Source organism: Mycolicibacterium pallens (assembly GCF_019456675.1).
Lineage (GTDB): Bacteria > Actinomycetota > Actinomycetes > Mycobacteriales > Mycobacteriaceae > Mycobacterium > Mycobacterium crocinum.
Genome location: NZ_CP080333.1, coordinates 3,832,675 through 3,848,423, shown reverse-complemented (window position 1 = coordinate 3,848,423; position 15,749 = coordinate 3,832,675). Strand labels below are relative to the sequence as shown.

The following is a 15,749-nucleotide window of genomic DNA, read 5'->3' as shown; positions in this document are numbered from 1 at the left end:
ATGTCTGCGCTCACCGCGAATCAAAGTCTGGGTTTGCGTTCACGTCGACGTTAAATCTGGTTCTCCTCCTGCCTGGCGCGGGAGGGTGGGGGCCACCGAGTCTCAGGAGGCCAGAAACGTGAAGCAGGACGCCGAGTCCGAGCTGTTGCGCGCCCTGCACGACGGCTCGCTGACCGAAATCGAGGTCGCCTGGAGCGACCCGTTCGGCCACGCCGCCGGCAAGCGGATCCCCGCACAGCAATTCATCGACCGCGCCAAGCACGGATTCGCGTTCTGCGAGGCCGCTCTCGGATGGAACACCGACGGGACGGTGATCGACGGTCTGCGGCTGACCAACTGGGACGACGGCTATCCCGACGTCCACGCCATCCCCGACTTCTCGACCTACAAGCCGCTGCCGTGGCGCGCCGGTGTCGGCCACGTGATCTCCGATATCGTCCGCCCGGACGGCACACCGTCACTGCTCGATCCGCGGGGAGCGCTGCGTCGGGTGATCGCGCGGCTGGGCTCGCTGGGCTTCACCGCGAAGGTCGGCGTCGAGTTCGAGTTCTATCTGCTGAACCCCGACGGCTCGCCGATTCAGCATGACATTCACGCCTACTCACTGGAGAACGCCAACGGTCTCGATCCGCTGATCTCGGATCTGCACCACACGCTCGGTGCGTTCACCCGGCTGGAGGGGGTGCAGACCGAGTACGGGCCCGGGCAGGTCGAGACCAATCTGGTGTACACCGACGCATTGGCCGCCGCCGACGACGGCGCGCGGCTGAAGTACGCCGCGAAGGAGGTGGCGCGCAAGCATGGCAAGGTGGCCAGCTTCATGCCGAAGCCGTTCTCGGATCACTCGGGAAGCTCGGCGCACCTGCATATCTCGCTGTGGCGCGATGACGAGCCGGCCTTCGCGCCGGTGGACGGCAATGAAGGCGAGCTGACCCTGCTCGCGATCGCCGGTCTGCTGGAGCATCTTCCGGCGATCACGCTGTTCGGGGCGCACTCGGTGAACGCCTACCGGCGCTACACGCCGGACTCGTTCGCTCCCGACACCGTCAACTGGAGCCGGGACAACCGCAGCGCGGCCATCCGATCACTGGTGGAAGATCCGCCGAGCGCCAGCCGAATCGAATTGCGTTCGGGCGCTTCGGATGCCAACCCCTATTGGCTGATCGCCTCGGCATTGGCGGCGGTGCTGGCCGGACTGGAGGCCGGCCGCCCGCCGGTGGCCGCCGGCGCAGGCAACCTGTACGGCAAGGGAGCTCCATTGCCCGATTCATTGGGTACCGCGCTGGCACTGACGGAACAGGACGACACGATCCTGGAGATCCTCGGCAGGGATTCGGTGCTCGACTTCATCGCGATCGCCCGCAGTGAATGGTTGGCTTACTCGGGTCATGTCAGCGACTGGGAGCGTCAGCGCTACCTGACCACCTCATGAGCGGACCCCGGTTCGGGCTGTGGGCACCGGTCTACGGCAATCACGGCGCCCGTTTGCACCCCGACGATCTGCCGGACGCCAGTTATCGGCGCACCCGCGACCTGCTGATACATGCCGAAAGTCGGGGATTCGACGCGACTTTGGTGGCACAGCATGTGATCCATCCCAGCGACACCGAGAACGACGTGCTGGAGACCTGGTCCACGCTGGCCGGCCTGGCCGAGGCCACCGAACGCATCGAGTTGATCGGGGCGATCAAGCCGCTGCTGTTCAACCCGCTGGTGTTCGCCAAGCTCGCCGCCAACATCGCCGACATCTCGGCCGGCCGCCTGTCGATCAACGTGGTCACCGGCTGGTTCCTGCCCGAGCTCGAGGCGTTGGGCGTCGACCCACTGGCCCACGACGACCGTTACGCCTACACCCGGCAGTGGTTGGACACCGTTCTCGACTTGTGGAGCGGCAAGCACGTCGCGGTCGGGGATCGCGGGGGACAGCAGGCTCTGGTCCGGCCGGTCCCGAAGGACGTCCCGCCGGTGTACATCGGCGGTGAGTCGGAGCCGGGACGGGCGCTGGGCGCCTCCCACGGCGACGTGTATTTCATCAACGGCAGGCCGTTCGCCGACACCACCGCGCTCATCGAGGACCTGCGTGCCCGTCCCCGCGACCGCGGACCACTGCGATTCGGCTTGTCCGCCTTCGTGATTGCCCGCCCGACCGAGGCCGAGGCCAAGGCCGAGGAGGCGCATCTACTGGCGTTGATCGACGCCGAGTCGCGGCCCGAGATCTCCACCGGCACCGATCCGAATACCGCGATGTACCAGGTGCTCGCCGGTAGCAAGCGCATCGGCTCCAACGGCGGCACGCTGGCCGGTCTGGTCGGCAGCTACGAGCAGGTGATCGAGCGGATCGACGCCTTCCACGCGGCCGGCATCGAGCTGTTCATGCTGCAGTTCCAGCCGATCGAGGCCGAACTGGACCGCTTCGCCGACAACATCATCAGCCATTACCGAGGAGAACGATGAGCGAAAATCCCCGGCCGGTGGCGCCGCGCCCGAGGTTCACCACCGAACCGCTGGGCGGGACACCGGCCGAGCGGCTCGCCCGGCTCGCCGAGGTGGTCGAGGACCTGCGCCACACCGATGCCGCGGCCGAGCGCGACCGGGTTCTGCAATACGACGCCGTCGAGGCCATCCGTCGCACCGGTGCGTTGACGCTGCGCGTGCCATCCCGCTACGGCGGTCCCGGTGGGTCGGTGCGCGACGTCCTGACTGCGGTCATCCGTATTGCACGCGGCAGTTCGAATGTGGCACAAGCACTTCGACCGCACTTCGGCTTCGCCGAGCGATTGCTGAGCAATCGTGCGACCGAGCCCGAACGCGAGGAATGGTTCCCGCGGGTCAACGCGGGCGTGGTCGTCGGCAATGCGATCACCGACGCCAAGGGCAAGACACCGTCCGGTGGCGACACCACATTGCTGGCTGACGGTGCCGGGGTGTTGCGGCTCAACGGCTACAAGTTCTATTCCACCGGTACGCTTTTCGCCGACCTGATCGCGGTGTCGGCCAGTGACGCCGAGGGACGTGACGTGCAGGCGATCGTGCCCGCCGGACGCGACGGTGTCGAATTATTCAACGACTGGGAAGGTTTCGGGCAGCGCACCACCGCCAGCGGCGGAACCCGGTTCACCAACGTGGAGGTCCGCCCGCACGAGGTGATCACCGTGTCCGACGGTCAGCATCTCGGTCACAGCACCGCGTTCCTGCAGCTGTATCTGGCCGCGGTTGCCGCGGGTATCGCGGCGGCGGCGCGTGACGACGCCATCTGGTACGTGCAGAACAAGGCGCGCCCTGCCTCGCATTCACTGGCCGACACCGCAGCCGAAGATCCGTTCACCCTGCACGCCGTCGGTGAGATCGCCGCTAACGCGTCGGCGGCCGAGGCACTGGTGCTCGCTGCCGCGGATGCGCTCGACGCCGTGGTGGACTCCGGACGAGTCGACGACGCGGACGAATTGGCCCGGGTGGCGATCGTCGTCGCCGAGGCACAACTGGTCGCGGAACGGTTGACCCTCGCCGCGGCCGAGCGGCTGTTCGATACCGGCGGAGCGTCGGCCACCGCCCGCGCCCTGAACCTCGACCGGCATTGGCGCAACGTTCGCACGGTCTCCACGCACAACCCACTGGCGTATAAGGCGCACGCGGCAGGCAATTACGCCGTCAACGGGGTGTGGCCGCCGGCCAACGGCTACTTCTGATCCAGGCTGCCCAGGTCGTCGGGAACGTCGACCGCGTATTCCTGCAGCGTCTCCAGCGGGATCACGTCCAGGGTCCGCTCGTGGGTGCAGGCGAGGACGACCGGCGCGGCGTGGCCGTCGGTGTGCGCGCGCAGCCAGTTCAGCGCAGTCACGCACCAGCGGTCGCCAGGCCTCAAGCCGGGGAACCGGTACTGCGGCATCGGGGTCGACAGATCGTTGCCGATCGAGCGCTGATGCTCGAGGAACTCGGCGGTCACGACCGCGCAGATCGTATGTCGTCCGGCGTCCTCCGGCCCGGTCGAGCAGCAGCCGTCGCGGTAGAAGCCCGTCATCGGCTCCGTCCCGCACGGCTCGAGGGGACCGCCCAGCACATTGCGATCAGCCATGGTGCCAGTATCGCCCAGGATCAGCGGCTCCGGCCCCGGTTGCGCCAACCGCGATACCCGCGATGCGCGGCGAACGCCCCGATGATCGCGGTGATGCACCACACCGCGATCGCGGCATAGCCCAGCGGCGACGACAGATCCGAGATAGACGCGCCCAACGCGGTGTACACGAACGCCCGCGGCGCTGATCCGATGAAAGCCCCGGCGGCCATCTGCCACAACGGCATTCCGAAGGCGCCGAACGCGTACGACGCCAGGGCGTCGGAGATACCCGGCACGAACCGCTGTCCGACCACCGCCCACAGTCCGCGCCGCTGAATCTGTGCGTCGATCCGGCTCGACCAGTCCGCGCCGAGGAGTGCCCTGGCGCTGTCGCGACCGGCTCGCCTGCCGAGCAGGGCGGCGATCATCGCCGTCAGCACCGTCGATCCGAGCGTGACGAAGGTGCCGAGCAGCGGTCCGAACAACACACCGCTGCCTGCAGCCAGCAGTGGTCCCGGCACGAACACGGCGGCCAGACCCGCCGATACCACCAGGTAGGCCAGGGGAGCGGCGGGGCCGGTCGCCGACACCGCGGCACGAATTCCGGCCGGGTCGATCACCTTCGACACCGCAACCAGATAGAACAGGGTCAGCAGGGCAGCGACGAACAACACCAGCCGCAGCGCGTGCGGCCACCGCCGGGTTGCCGGCGGATCGGAGTCGTCGACCATTCAGTCTTTGTAGTAGACGATCTGGTGACTGGTCGCCAGCAGGGTCCCGTCGCGGCCCCAGATCTGCGCGGACTGGTCGAAATATCCGCGGGCGAAACGTTGCGCGTGGGCGCGGGCCAGCACGTAATCGGTGCCCTGCCGGTCGAGCTCGGCGCTGTCGACGTGGAAGTAGGTGGTCAGCGAGATGGTGCCCGCCGGCAGCATCTTCCCGCGGCGCAGGAACACTCGTGGATAGAAAACGTCGGTGAGTGCGGTGAGAGCCGCGAAGTCCAGCGCGCGGGCTGGGCGCTGTCGCACCCACAGCGTCGTCGTCGACGATGGGCTCTCCACGGAGTCGGTGGGCACCGCGCCTTCGGCATAGTGCATGTCATAATTGCGCATCCACGGCACGGGGCCGGGAAGTGTTGTGTGCGAGAGACTTTCGGGATCCGGTACCTCGGGCATGGTGACCTCGGTGTCCGACCAGGCGTCGCGCCGGACGCCGAAGACGGCCGTCGCGGTGGTGGTGACTCCGTGGTCCTGGCTCACCTCGGCGAGCCAATGCTGGTTGGTCCGGTTGGTGCGGACCGCGCGCACCGCGACGTCGAACGAGCCGTCGCTGACCGGGGCGAGGTAGTTCACGGTCAGGGCGACGGGGTCACCGATGCGGTCGGGGTGATCGGAGATCGCGCGCACGATCGCGGCGGCGGTCACTCCACCGAACGGGCCCACCATATTCGCGAACTCCGGTGTGGTCTGGCCGACGTAGTGCCCGTCGCCGTTGTGCGCCAGATCGATTGCGGTGTCGAAAGCATGGGTGGTGGTCGTGGTCATCGAACCGTCTTTCCGGTTTTGGCTGGGCGGGCACCGGGACCGGGTCGAGGCTCGGTGTCATGGGCGGTCAGCGGGGTCTGGTCGTGGCTACATCGCAGGGTGAGCTCGACGGGATGGCCGCAATCCCGGTGGACGATCTCGACCGGTGGACCGTCGGGGTCTGCCTCCCACGTGTCGCCCCACTGCATCAGAGCGATCACGGCCGGCAGCAGATCCCGGCCCTTCTCGGTCAGCCGGTATTCATGTCGCTCGCGCTGACCGGGCTCCTGATAGGGCACCTTCCGCAGGACTCCCGCGGCGACGAGCGTGTTGAGCCGATCGGTCAGGACCTGCCGTGGACAGCCGATGCGGGTCTGGAATCGCTCGAAGCGCCGGGCGCCGTAGAACGCCTCGCGCAGGACCAGCAACGTCCATTTCTCGCCGACGATGTCCAGTGCCCGCTTCACCGAACAGTTTTCGGTGCTGAACAGGTCGCGGTCGACGGACATGACCGCCAGCCTAGCAGAGTCTGAAATCTGGACTCAGACTGCGCTGCCGAACGTCACCCAGGGGTGACGTTCGGCGGGAAGACTAAGCGGTTGTGGCCGCGGAACCGAGAGAGGCCTTCAACGAGGACAGGTCGGTCTTCATCAGCACGACGTTGTAGTTGCCCCACAGCGACATGTTCCAGTAGAGCGTGCTGTCGTCCGGATTTCCGTTGCCGTCCACCAGCTTTCCGGTGCCCGACCACGGATGGATCATCGGCGCGTACAGCCCGGGGTAGGTCGCGGACGTCGCCACCGTGATCGGTGCCGACCACGTGTCTTCCGGTGAGTCGGCGTAGCGCAGCTTGACGTTGTTGTTGCCGTCGGCGTACATCATCACGTACTTGCCCAGGTACTCGTTGTACTGGACCGACATCTCGCTGACGTTGCCGCCCGTCTTGGCGCCGAACAGGCCGCCGAGCATGCCGCCCAGCACGTTCGGGTTGTTCGCCCAGTCGATCACGGGCCCGAAAAGCCCTGCGGAATGGGTGGAGTCGCCGATGATCGGCGTGGCGGCGACGGGTTTGCCGGTGATCCAGTCCTTGCCGTTCCAGTACTGGTACTTGGCCAGGTTGTTCACGTCGTCGACGGACACCCGCGACAGATAGGCCGAACCTGCGCGGCCCGACGGAGTACCAAAGGCGTAGAGGTACTGGGTGTCGCCCTCGGCGACCTGATCGGCGGGCTGCAAGACATAGGCCGCCTGCTGGAAGTTCTGGTTGCCCGGGACGTAGGGCTTCGTCGAGCCGAACCAGCTCGCCGAGCGGATGGTCGAGCGCTGCAACACCCACTTGTCGGTGGCTGGGTCGTACATCGAGATCGCCGAGTAGTTCGTCGTCCACCGGCCGGGGGTATCCCACGACTTGACCGACATGTAGTTGACGTACTGCTCGTTGTTCACCGAGATGGCCGACGTCGGGATGACCGTCACCTCGGAACCCAGGAACGGGAACAGCACGCCGGAATTGCGCGGGATGAACTGGTAGGCGTAGCCGGTCTGCAGCAGCGTCAGCCCGTTGGTCAGGTTTTTGTCTTGGCTGAGCAACAGGACGTTGGACCGCCAGTCGCCGGTCATGCCCGGCGCGCTGAAGGTGTCACCGAACGCCAGCTGGATGTTGCCGGTCAGCCCGTTCTCCCACATGATGCCGAGGTCGGTGCCGTAGATCCCGAAGCCCTTGGTGTTGTTGGTCTGCGGCCAGCCGATGCCGGGGTAGGCGTTGTTCGCCTGCCCGGTCACCCAGCCGACCGGATACGACGGAATGACGGTGGGTGCTGTCGTCACCGCAGCGGCCGACACCACCGCACCGGCGGGCGCGGCCTCGCGCCTGGAGCTCGCCACACCAGTTGCGTTGGTCGTCAGGCCTACCGCGGACAGCAGGCTGGTGACCGCCTTCGGTGCAGTGGGCTTCGCCGCGGCACTCACCGCGCTCGCCTTGGGAGCGGCGGCGGCCTCGGGGGTGTCCTTGTTCGCGCTGCGCGTGGTCAGTTTGTTCGACGTGCACGCCGAGGAGGCAGTCGACTTCGGCTTCGACGGTCCGGAGGACCCGGTGCTCGACGAGCTGTGCGACGACGGGCCTGAGTCGCCCGAGCCGGACCCCTCCGCCCACGCCGCACCGGCGCCGGCGAGGATCGCCACCCCAACGCCCAAACCCACTGCCAGACCGCCGATACGGCCCACATACATCGAGGCACTCTTCGTCGAACCCATACTGCTTCCCCTTAGAAAATGCTGAGAAGACGGTACCGCACCTGGCAAACCTCGTGGCCGACTCGGAGTCACAAGTCTGCAAACAATTTCATCGATCAACGGGGTGTGAGAAGCGTGCTCACATCGGCGATCACGGCCCGAGGGAACCTCGTCCGGCGAACCGGCTGGTCAGCGTCGAGCGGCGCCGAGGAAACACCACCTATTGCCATACCGGTGATTTCCTGGAAAGATCCAGCGCTCGAACAGGCATTCAGGCCTATCTAAGGCCCCCGGCGAGGGCGAGTTCGCCGCTTTCAGTGAGGATTCCCATGAATTCGCCCTCTGCTTCTGCCCGTATTGCCGCACTCGTCGGCGGTGCCGCCCTCGTTGCCATGGCGTCGTTCGTCGCGTCGTGCAGCAAGAACGAGAGCCCGGCTCCGTCGCCGTCCACTTCGACGACCACGACGACGTCACCGGCGTCGCCCAGTCCGTCGGCGACGCCCACCGAGAAGCAACTCAGCCCCACCGACGGCAACAAGTTCTCGCCGACCGTGATCGCCCCGCCCGCGCCGACCGAGCCGCCGGGCAACCACCATCACGGTCTCAACTGACGGCGGCGAGCTCCCGCGCGATCGCGGCGTGATAGCGGTCGATGTTGGCCGGGTTGACGATCCGGAAGAAGCCGTCGGGCATCGGTGACTCCTTCGGGGCTTCGATGGTCATCGTGCGGGTGAACAATGTGATGCCCGCTCCGGGGGCGGTGAAGTGGTACTCAACGGTGATCCGGCCGTCCATGCCGCCGTTGCCCTCTCGATCATGTCCGAGCCGGCCCACCGAGTTGAACACCCAGAGCCGCGGGCGCATGGCGATGGCCAAGTGCCAGGTGAAGATCCGGTCCCCGTCGGGGCCGCCCTCTTCCCAGGTGTCGCCCACGGCCAGTGGCAGCTTGTCCAACTTGCCCACGTAGTTGCTGCCGGGGTAGGTCTTGGTCCAGTTGGCGGGGTTCGTCACGAAGTCGTAGATCGTCTCCGGTGACTGGCTGAAGGCCGTCTCGGAGCTCGTGGTCACGATGCCCAATTCCGTTGCCTTTCTTGTCGACTGTGCGCGCAGTTTACACATTCGTTCAGATTTGTAACTGTGCGGGCCGCCGTGGCGGTATGGTCCATCGGTGCGTTCAGTTGTGCGCTTCGGCGCCCATGTCGGCCGCGGTGTCCGGCGCCTTGCCCTTGACGGCGCGCAGGGTCGCAGGCGGTCGTTTCCCCGTCGGATCGCCGACCTCACGCCAACGGAACTGTCGGCGATCATCGGCTGCCGGGTCGACTCGGTGGACGTTCTGGACGGTGTGACCGGCACGTCGAGCCGCGCCCGTCTCGGGATCACCGGCGACGACGTGCCGGCATCGGTGTTTGTGAAGATGTCCGCCGAATCCGCGGGCATCAGGATGCTGGGCGAGTTGGCGGGCCTCGGTGAGACCGAAGTTCGGTTCTATCGCGAACTGGCACCGGAACTCGGTGTGGGAATTCCACGTTCGTACGGCGCGGCGTTCGACAGTCTGACCGGACGGTTCGTCATCGTGCTGGAGGACATGTCGACCTCGCCCTGCCAGTTCCCGGACACCCTGCACCCGCTGTCGACCGATCAGATGGCCCAGGTTGTCGACGTGCTCGCCGAACTGCATGCAACGTTCTGGGGGCGACTACCGCAAAAGTCAGGTGGCAGTGGGCAATTCGGTTGGTTGATAGCACCCTCGGAGGACCCCGCCAATCTGCTGACGCCCACGGTGATGCGCACGTCGGCTCGCCGACTGGCGGGCTCGACGTCGATCCCCGTGCTGGCCGGCCGCTACATCTGGGAAAACTTTGCCGCCGTCACCGCGGTGGTCGACAGCGGTCCGCACACCGTCCTGCACGGAGACTCTCATCCCGGAAACACGTTCTTCCGCAACGGGCATGGCGGTCTGCTGGATTGGCAGGTCGTCCGGCGCGGTCATCCGTCACGCGACCTGGCGTATGCGATCGTGCTCGGCACACCGGTCGGCGAGCGGGCAGGGGTCGAACGCGACCTGATCGACACGTACCGCACAGCACTGGCGGCTCGGGGCGGACCGCGACTGGACCGCGACGACCTCTGGACGAGGTACCGGCAAGCCGTTGTGCACCCGTATCTTTCGGCGCTGGCAACGGCCGGGCTCGGCGGCATGCAAGAAGAAGGTATCGCCCTGGAGGGCTTGCGACGAGCGGTGACGGCGCTGGAGGACCTCGAAACCGTCACCGCGCTACAACGTGCGCGCTGAGATCATTTGAGGCAGTTGAAGAGCCGACGACCGGTCAGGTCGAACCACCGGGTGCGCTCGCGTCCACCGAGCGCCGCTCTGCCGCCTCCTGCGGTGTCGGCCACGCCTGCGGCACCGGGCGTTGACGCACCTTCTGTGGCCACCAGAACCAGCGGCCGAGCAGGGCCGCGATCGACGGCGTCATGAACGACCGGACCACGAGGGTGTCGAACAACAGGCCCAGGGCGATCGTCGTTCCCACCTGGCCGCCGACCCGCAGCGGGCTGACTGCCATCGACGCCATGGTGAACGCGAACACCAGGCCCGCCGAGGTGACCACCGACCCACTGCCTGCCATGGCCCGGATGATGCCGGTGTTGAGCCCGGCATGGATCTCTTCCTTGAACCGGGCGACCAAGAGCAGGTTGTAGTCCGAACCCACCGCGAGAAGGATGATCACCGCCATCGCGATCACCAGCCAGTGCAACGGCTGACCCAGAATGTGTTGCCACAGTAGGACGGAGAGGCCGAACGACGCACCCAGCGACAGCACCACCGTGCCCACAATGACCGCGGCGGCCACCACACTTCGGGTGATCACCAGCATGATGATGAAGATCAGGCACAGAGCCGCGATCCCGGCGATCATCAGGTCGTAGTTTGCGCCGTGCTGCATGTCCTTGTAGACCGACGCGGTGCCACCGAGATAGACCTTCGAGCCCTCCAGCGGAGTGCCCTTGATCGCCTCGAAGGCGGCGTTCTTGATCTTGTCGATGTGCGAGATGCCTTCCGGCGTTGCGGGGTCTCCTTCATGGGAGATGATGAACCGCACCGCTTTTCCGTCCGGTGAGACGAACATCTTCAGGCCGCGCTTGAACTCCGGGTTGTCGAACACCTCGGGTGGCAGGTAGAACGAGTCGTCGTTCTTCGACGCGTCGTAGGCCTGCCCCAGCGCGGTCGCGTTCTGCTGCATGGCGTCCATCTGATTCTGCAGCCCGCCCATGGTCGACTGCATCGTCAGCATCGTCGTCTTCATGGTCTTCATGGTCGCGATCATCGGCGGCATGACCTCGATCATCTTGGGCATCAAGACGTCGAGCTTGTCCATGTCGACCATCAGGGAGCCGAGATCGTCACTGAGCGTGTCGATTCCGTCGAGCGAATCGAAGATCGACCGCATCGACCAGCAGATCGGGATGTCGAAGCAGTGCGGTTCCCAATAGAGGTAATTACGGATGGGTCGGAAGAAGTCGTCGAAATCGGAGATGTTGTCCCGGATTTCGTTGGTGTCGGCGACCATCTGCTTGGTCTTCTCCACCATGCTGTGGGTGATCCCGACCATCTCTTTGGTCAGCGCCAGCATGCGCTCCATGGTGTCGATGGTGACCTGAAGCTCGTCGCCCATCTTCAGCATGTCCTTCATGCGGTCCTGCAGATACGACATGTTCATCGTCTGGTTGGTGCCCTGCATGCTGATGATGAACGGGATCGAGGTGTGCTCGATCGGGGTGCCGAGCGGACGCGTGATGGTCTGCACCCGACCGATGCCCGGAATGTGGAAGACCGACTTGGCGATCCGGTCGACGACCAGCATGTCGGCCGGGTTGCGCACATCGTGGTCGGTTTCCAGCAGCAGCAGCTCGGGATTCATCCGGGCCTGCGGGAAGTGCCGGTCGGCCGCGGCATAGCCCTGGTTGGCCGGAATGGTGCCCGGCAGGTAGTAGCGGTCGTTGTAGTTCGTCTTGTACGAGGGCAACGCCAGCAGCCCGATCAAGGACAACGCGACCGACGCGACGAGGATGGGTCCCGGCCAGCGGACGACAGCGGCGCCGACCCGGCGCCACATGCGGGTGTTCATCTTCCGCTTCGGCTCGAACAGCTTGAACCGGCTGCCGATCGAAATGACGGCAGCGCCGAGCGTCAACGCGGCCAGCACTACGACAAGCATGCCGATGGCCAGCGGAAAGCCCAGCGACTTGAAGTACGGCATCCGGGTGAAATGCAGGCAGAAAGTGGCACCAGCGATGGTCAGACCCGAGCCCAGAATCACGTGGGCGGTGCCGTGATACATGGAGTAGTAGGCGGTTTCGCGGTCCTCGCCGGCGAGGCGTGCCTCGTGGTAGCGCCCGATCAGGAAGATCGCATAGTCGGTGGCGGCCGCGATGGCCAATGTCGCCAGCAGGTTCACCGCGAACGTCGACAGGCCGATGAGCTCGTAGTGACCGAGAAGGGCGATGACCCCTCGGGCCGCGGTCAGTTCGGTGAACACCATGACCAGCACGAGGATCACCGTCGTGATCGAGCGGTAGACCAACAGCAGCATCACGAAAATGACGGCGATCGTGAGGCCCTCGATCATCTTCACGGCCGAGTCGCCCGCATTGTGCTGATCGTGGCTCAATGCGGTCGGACCGGTGACGTAGACCTTGATCCCGGCGGGCGGTGGATTGTCGTTGACGATCTTGCTGACCGCGTCAATCGATTCGTTGGCCAGGCTTTCGCCCTGGTTTCCGGCCAGGAACAATTGGACGTACGCGGCTTTGCCGTCGGCGCTCTGAGATCCCGCGGCGGTCAACGGATCGCCCCAGAAATCTTGGATGTGCTGGACGTGCTTGGTGTCGGCGCGAAGCTTTTTCATCAAGTCGTCGTAATAGTGGTGCGCCTCGGGCCCGAGCTGCTGCTCGCTCTCCAGCAGAATCATCGCGCTGCTGTTGGAGTTGAACTCCTGGAAGTCCTTGCCGATCGTCTTCATGGCCTTCATCGACGGCGCATCCATGGGCGCCAACGACACCGTGTGGTCTTGGCTCACCTGTTCCAGCGAGGGCACGGCGACGCTGAGGACGACCACCAGTCCGAGCCAGAGCAACACGATCGGTACCGAGAACGCCCGGACGAACCGAGGGATCATCGGGTTCTTCTTCGGCGGCGCCTGCAGGGTCATGCGGACTTCACCAGACAGAAGGTTTGGGCATTGACGCCGGTCGAGGTCTTCTCATCCTTCAGCACGCCGTCGACCAGGATGCGGCACCCGATCGTGTCGGTATCGCCCTGGGCCACGATGTTCGCGCTGGCGGCGGGTGCCGTCGTGGTCAGCGTCAGCGACCAGGGCAGCGTGATATCGCGGGCGATCTGGGGCTGCGCGTCCAGGTCGAGGTAGTTGATGGTTGCCACTGCGCCTTCGGGGCCGAAGATCTGATAGGTCACTTGCTTGGGGTTGAACGGCTTGGTGTCGTTGGCCAGGCCACTGCCGGGACGGGTCAGCTCGGTCTTACCGAAGACGCCGTGCAGCCGGAAGACGCCGAATGCGGCAATGGCCACCACAATGACGATGACCAGCGGTATCCACGCCCGCCTCAATGCCTTGACCATAGGAATCCCCGACGAAACTACGACGCCGGCACGGACAGCGCGGCGACTCCCTCGGCGCCGTTCGTGAGCGCGGCCGTCCGTCCCATCTCAACCCCGTTTTCCTGTGTCGCGACAGCTTAGGTCATTTAACGTAAGAGATTAGCTCACTTAATTGATTGGACGATACCCCTCGGTAGCTCAGGCGATCGATTCTCCCTCGACGTTCGTGCCCGAGGTCACATTGTCCGCCGGAATGAGCTGCGGTCACACTGTCGGCCGCGCTAATTGCAGTGTCACGCAGTGAATTGTGTGGGATGGCGCTTGCGGCACTGTTTAGCTGTCCTACAATCTTGGCCATGAACGTTACGAGGCTTGCCATGGCCGCCGTTGCGGCCGTCGCGGCGCCGATCGTCCTGGCCGCGCCGTCGCACGCCGACCCGGACACCGACTTCGCCAATCAGCTGCACACCTTCGGGATCTACGGGCCTCGTGACTACAACGCGTGGATCGGCAAGATCACCTGCAAGCGTCTGGCCACCGGCCTGGACAAGGACGCCTACGCCTCGGCGAAGTTCCTGCTGACCAACCTCCCGCTGGGCACCAACCAGGGTCAGGCTCTGCAGTTCCTCGGTGCCGCGATCGGTACGTACTGCCCGGACCAGGTGGGCGTTCTGCAGAGGGCTTCCGTCGGCTAGCAGCCGGTCATGGCAGGCCCCGTCGACCGGGTCATCAGTGCGGACGTCCCCGGTGCGCCCGACGCGGTTCGCGCCCATTACGTCGACCTGAATAACATCAAAGATGTGCACCCGTTGGTGGTATCGGTCGAAACGCTGTCGCGCACAGCCACCGACGACGGCTACGTCCACGTCTACCGCGTGCGTGATCGCATCCCGCTCGGTGTCGTGACGTTGCCGATCACCTATACGGCGCGGTTGGAGGTGCCGTCGACCGGCCCGGTGCGCACCGAGGCCCGCCAGTTCCCGGCCGTCCGGCTGGATTCGGTGGTGTCCTTCGACCCGATTCCGGCGGGGACCCGGTTGACCGAGCGGATCCGGTTCCGTGCGCCGTGGCCGTTGCTGGCGGTGACCGTGCGCCAGGCGGTCGACGCCCACACCGAGATGCTGGCCGGCATCCGCCGGCATTTCGAGAGGGCCTAGCCCGCCGTCTTCCCGTTGTCGACGTTGTACACCGCGCCGTGGATGGTCACCGCGTCGTCACTGGCCAGGAACGCGATCACTTTCGCGACGTCGGGGGGCGCCATCATCCCGCGCGGTGCGGCGATGCGCATGATCAGGTTCCAGTCGGCGTCGTCGGGGGTCTTGAAGTCGGTCACCTGGGGGGTCAGCATCCCGCCCGGGCAGATGACGTTCACCCGCAGCTGCTCTTTGGTGTATTCGATCGCCAGGGCCTTGGTCATTCCGACCAGTCCGTGTTTGGCCGCGCAGTACGCCGCCGAGTAGACCTCGCCCTCGATGCCGGCGATCGACGCGACGTTGACGATGTTGCCCCCGACCTCCAGCAGGTGCGGCAGCGCCGCCCGGATGAGATAGAACGGCCCGTTCAGGTTGACCGCGAGGTCGTAGTCCCAGTCCTCGTCGGTGACCGAGGTGGTGTGTCGCATCTGGTGAAAGCCCGCCGCGTTCACCAGCACGTCGAGCCGGCCGAACCGTTCGATGCACTCCGCGACGGCGTCCCGGCAGGCCTGTGCGCTGGTGATGTCGACCGACGAATATGCCCCGCCCGCAACGGTTTCGAACACCGTGGCCATCCGCTCAGCGTCGCGGGCGATACCGAATACCGTTGCGCCCCGCTCGGCGAACACCTGGGCCGTCGCGGCGCCGAGGCCCGATGAGGCACCGGTCACCAACGCGACCTTGCCGTCCAGCTGTGTCATGTCGCAGACCCTTTCGCTCAAGCGTGTACGTCGCGAAGACCCTTCGCGTTGCGCAGTCCCGAGCAGTTGTAGCACTCCACGCAGCCGACGCAGTCGCTACATCTCACACAGCCGACACACGCCGTGCAGCGACGGCAGGCGACGCAGGCCACACAGGCCACGCACTTGCGCAAGCGCACCGACAGCACGGTGAGCACGCTGCCCGCGACCAGCGCGCTGCCCGCAGTGGCCACCGACCCGACGACCAGGGCGCTGCCCGCGGTCGCAATGGAGCCGATGACAGCGCCGCTGCCTGCGGTGGCGATCGAGCCGTTGACCGCCGCACTGCCTGCGGTGGCGATCGATCCGGCGACGACGGCGCTGCGCACGGTGCTGACCGATCCGGCGACGACCACGCTGTCGGTGGTGTCGATGGAGCCGGCCACC

17 protein-coding genes are annotated in these 15,749 nt (G+C 65.8%); 7 read left to right on the top strand and 10 right to left on the bottom strand.

The genetic code is table 11. The features are described 5' to 3' along the window. The first annotated feature begins 118 nt into the window (after positions 1-118). Genes K0O64_RS18900 through K0O64_RS18890 form a run of 3 tightly spaced genes read left to right on the top strand, consistent with a single transcriptional unit; the run spans position 119 to position 3,686 of the window. Positions 119-1,432: a glutamine synthetase family protein gene (locus tag K0O64_RS18900; RefSeq protein ID WP_071943314.1), complete on the top strand. Its 1,314-nt coding sequence runs from the start codon at positions 119-121 to the stop codon at positions 1,430-1,432. After that, positions 1,429-2,454: an LLM class flavin-dependent oxidoreductase gene (locus K0O64_RS18895; protein WP_096311756.1), complete on the top strand. Its 1,026-nt coding sequence runs from the start codon at positions 1,429-1,431 to the stop codon at positions 2,452-2,454. Before K0O64_RS18900 ends, K0O64_RS18895 begins: the two co-directional genes overlap by 4 nt. Next, on the top strand, positions 2,451-3,686 hold the full coding sequence (locus tag K0O64_RS18890) for an acyl-CoA dehydrogenase family protein (RefSeq protein WP_071943318.1): 1,236 nt from the start codon (positions 2,451-2,453) through the stop codon (positions 3,684-3,686). The genes K0O64_RS18895 and K0O64_RS18890 overlap by 4 nt, the downstream gene beginning before the upstream one ends. Here K0O64_RS18890 and K0O64_RS18885 read toward each other — a convergent pair. From K0O64_RS18885 to K0O64_RS18865, 5 genes are all read right to left on the bottom strand, one after another. Next, positions 3,677-4,072: a DUF2237 family protein gene (locus tag K0O64_RS18885; protein ID WP_071949719.1), complete on the bottom strand. Its 396-nt coding sequence runs from the start codon at positions 4,070-4,072 to the stop codon at positions 3,677-3,679. The genes K0O64_RS18890 and K0O64_RS18885 overlap by 10 nt on opposite strands. Positions 4,073-4,092: 20 nt before the next feature. After that, positions 4,093-4,785 (bottom strand): TVP38/TMEM64 family protein, encoded by a 693-nt coding sequence (locus K0O64_RS18880; protein WP_096311755.1) that lies wholly within the window; start codon positions 4,783-4,785, stop codon positions 4,093-4,095. Continuing rightward, positions 4,786-5,598, bottom strand: coding sequence for an acyl-CoA thioesterase (locus tag K0O64_RS18875; protein WP_071943320.1), 813 nt, complete (start codon positions 5,596-5,598; stop codon positions 4,786-4,788). It abuts the gene before it with no gap. Next, positions 5,595-6,086 carry a winged helix-turn-helix transcriptional regulator gene (locus K0O64_RS18870; protein WP_071943322.1) on the bottom strand — a complete coding sequence of 164 codons (492 nt, stop codon included), beginning with the start codon at positions 6,084-6,086 and terminating at the stop codon, positions 5,595-5,597. The genes K0O64_RS18875 and K0O64_RS18870 overlap by 4 nt, the downstream gene beginning before the upstream one ends. An 82-nt stretch (positions 6,087-6,168) precedes the next feature. Continuing rightward, positions 6,169-7,830: a glycoside hydrolase family 183 protein gene (locus K0O64_RS18865; protein WP_220045645.1), complete on the bottom strand. Its 1,662-nt coding sequence runs from the start codon at positions 7,828-7,830 to the stop codon at positions 6,169-6,171. Between the two features lie 308 nt (positions 7,831-8,138). Here K0O64_RS18865 and K0O64_RS18860 point away from each other — a divergent pair, with 308 nt between their 5' ends. Continuing rightward, positions 8,139-8,420: a hypothetical protein gene (locus K0O64_RS18860; protein WP_071943326.1), complete on the top strand. Its 282-nt coding sequence runs from the start codon at positions 8,139-8,141 to the stop codon at positions 8,418-8,420. On the opposite strand, the gene K0O64_RS18855 is transcribed toward K0O64_RS18860, so the two are convergent. Continuing rightward, entirely contained in the window at positions 8,413-8,886 is a 474-nt protein-coding gene (locus K0O64_RS18855) for an SRPBCC family protein (RefSeq protein ID WP_071943328.1), read from the bottom strand. The genes K0O64_RS18860 and K0O64_RS18855 overlap by 8 nt on opposite strands. Positions 8,887-8,977: 91 nt before the next feature. Here K0O64_RS18855 and K0O64_RS18850 point away from each other — a divergent pair, with 91 nt between their 5' ends. After that, a complete protein-coding gene (locus tag K0O64_RS18850; RefSeq protein ID WP_071943330.1) occupies positions 8,978-10,102 on the top strand; it encodes a phosphotransferase family protein in 1,125 nt (374 codons plus the stop codon). 34 nt (positions 10,103-10,136) lie between these two features. On the opposite strand, the gene K0O64_RS18845 is transcribed toward K0O64_RS18850, so the two are convergent. Next, positions 10,137-13,022, bottom strand: coding sequence for an MMPL/RND family transporter (locus tag K0O64_RS18845; RefSeq protein WP_096311753.1), 2,886 nt, complete (start codon positions 13,020-13,022; stop codon positions 10,137-10,139). After that, positions 13,019-13,450, bottom strand: a complete 432-nt coding sequence (locus tag K0O64_RS18840) for an MmpS family transport accessory protein (protein ID WP_071943334.1) — start codon at positions 13,448-13,450, stop codon at positions 13,019-13,021. Before K0O64_RS18840 ends, K0O64_RS18845 begins: the two co-directional genes overlap by 4 nt. Before the next feature lie 335 nt (positions 13,451-13,785). Here K0O64_RS18840 and K0O64_RS18835 point away from each other — a divergent pair, with 335 nt between their 5' ends. Beyond that, positions 13,786-14,124: a DUF732 domain-containing protein gene (locus K0O64_RS18835; RefSeq protein ID WP_164520100.1), complete on the top strand. Its 339-nt coding sequence runs from the start codon at positions 13,786-13,788 to the stop codon at positions 14,122-14,124. Between the two features lie 9 nt (positions 14,125-14,133). Beyond that, complete coding sequence (locus K0O64_RS18830; RefSeq protein WP_096311751.1) at positions 14,134-14,586, top strand: SRPBCC family protein; 453 nt, start codon at positions 14,134-14,136, stop codon at positions 14,584-14,586. Here K0O64_RS18830 and K0O64_RS18825 read toward each other — a convergent pair. Together K0O64_RS18825 and K0O64_RS18820 are read right to left on the bottom strand one after the other, a co-directional pair. Next, the gene (locus tag K0O64_RS18825) at positions 14,583-15,323 is read right to left on the bottom strand and encodes an SDR family NAD(P)-dependent oxidoreductase (RefSeq protein ID WP_071943340.1); all 741 of its coding nucleotides are present in this window, start codon (positions 15,321-15,323) and stop codon (positions 14,583-14,585) included. The two genes, K0O64_RS18830 and K0O64_RS18825, sit on opposite strands and share 4 nt — an antisense overlap. Positions 15,324-15,340: 17 nt before the next feature. After that, positions 15,341-15,718: a hypothetical protein gene (locus K0O64_RS18820; RefSeq protein WP_225933760.1), complete on the bottom strand. Its 378-nt coding sequence runs from the start codon at positions 15,716-15,718 to the stop codon at positions 15,341-15,343. Between the last annotated feature and the right edge of the window lie 31 nt (positions 15,719-15,749).

What these genes read in the sequence shown, in the direction of transcription:
- K0O64_RS18885 (WP_071949719.1), bottom strand. Translation starts at nt 4,072, where the DNA reads ATGGCTGATCGCAATGTGCTGGGCGGTCCCCTCGAGCCGTGCGGGACG.
- K0O64_RS18880 (WP_096311755.1), bottom strand. Translation starts at nt 4,785, where the DNA reads ATGGTCGACGACTCCGATCCGCCGGCAACCCGGCGGTGGCCGCACGCG.
- K0O64_RS18835 (WP_164520100.1), top strand. Translation starts at nt 13,786, where the DNA reads ATGAACGTTACGAGGCTTGCCATGGCCGCCGTTGCGGCCGTCGCGGCG.
- K0O64_RS18875 (WP_071943320.1), bottom strand. Translation starts at nt 5,598, where the DNA reads ATGACCACGACCACCACCCATGCTTTCGACACCGCAATCGATCTGGCG.
- K0O64_RS18840 (WP_071943334.1), bottom strand. Translation starts at nt 13,450, where the DNA reads ATGGTCAAGGCATTGAGGCGGGCGTGGATACCGCTGGTCATCGTCATT.
- K0O64_RS18895 (WP_096311756.1), top strand. Translation starts at nt 1,429, where the DNA reads ATGAGCGGACCCCGGTTCGGGCTGTGGGCACCGGTCTACGGCAATCAC.
- K0O64_RS18830 (WP_096311751.1), top strand. Translation starts at nt 14,134, where the DNA reads ATGGCAGGCCCCGTCGACCGGGTCATCAGTGCGGACGTCCCCGGTGCG.
- K0O64_RS18870 (WP_071943322.1), bottom strand. Translation starts at nt 6,086, where the DNA reads ATGTCCGTCGACCGCGACCTGTTCAGCACCGAAAACTGTTCGGTGAAG.
- K0O64_RS18860 (WP_071943326.1), top strand. Translation starts at nt 8,139, where the DNA reads ATGAATTCGCCCTCTGCTTCTGCCCGTATTGCCGCACTCGTCGGCGGT.
- K0O64_RS18825 (WP_071943340.1), bottom strand. Translation starts at nt 15,323, where the DNA reads ATGACACAGCTGGACGGCAAGGTCGCGTTGGTGACCGGTGCCTCATCG.
- K0O64_RS18845 (WP_096311753.1), bottom strand. Translation starts at nt 13,022, where the DNA reads ATGACCCTGCAGGCGCCGCCGAAGAAGAACCCGATGATCCCTCGGTTC.
- K0O64_RS18890 (WP_071943318.1), top strand. Translation starts at nt 2,451, where the DNA reads ATGAGCGAAAATCCCCGGCCGGTGGCGCCGCGCCCGAGGTTCACCACC.
- K0O64_RS18865 (WP_220045645.1), bottom strand. Translation starts at nt 7,830, where the DNA reads ATGGGTTCGACGAAGAGTGCCTCGATGTATGTGGGCCGTATCGGCGGT.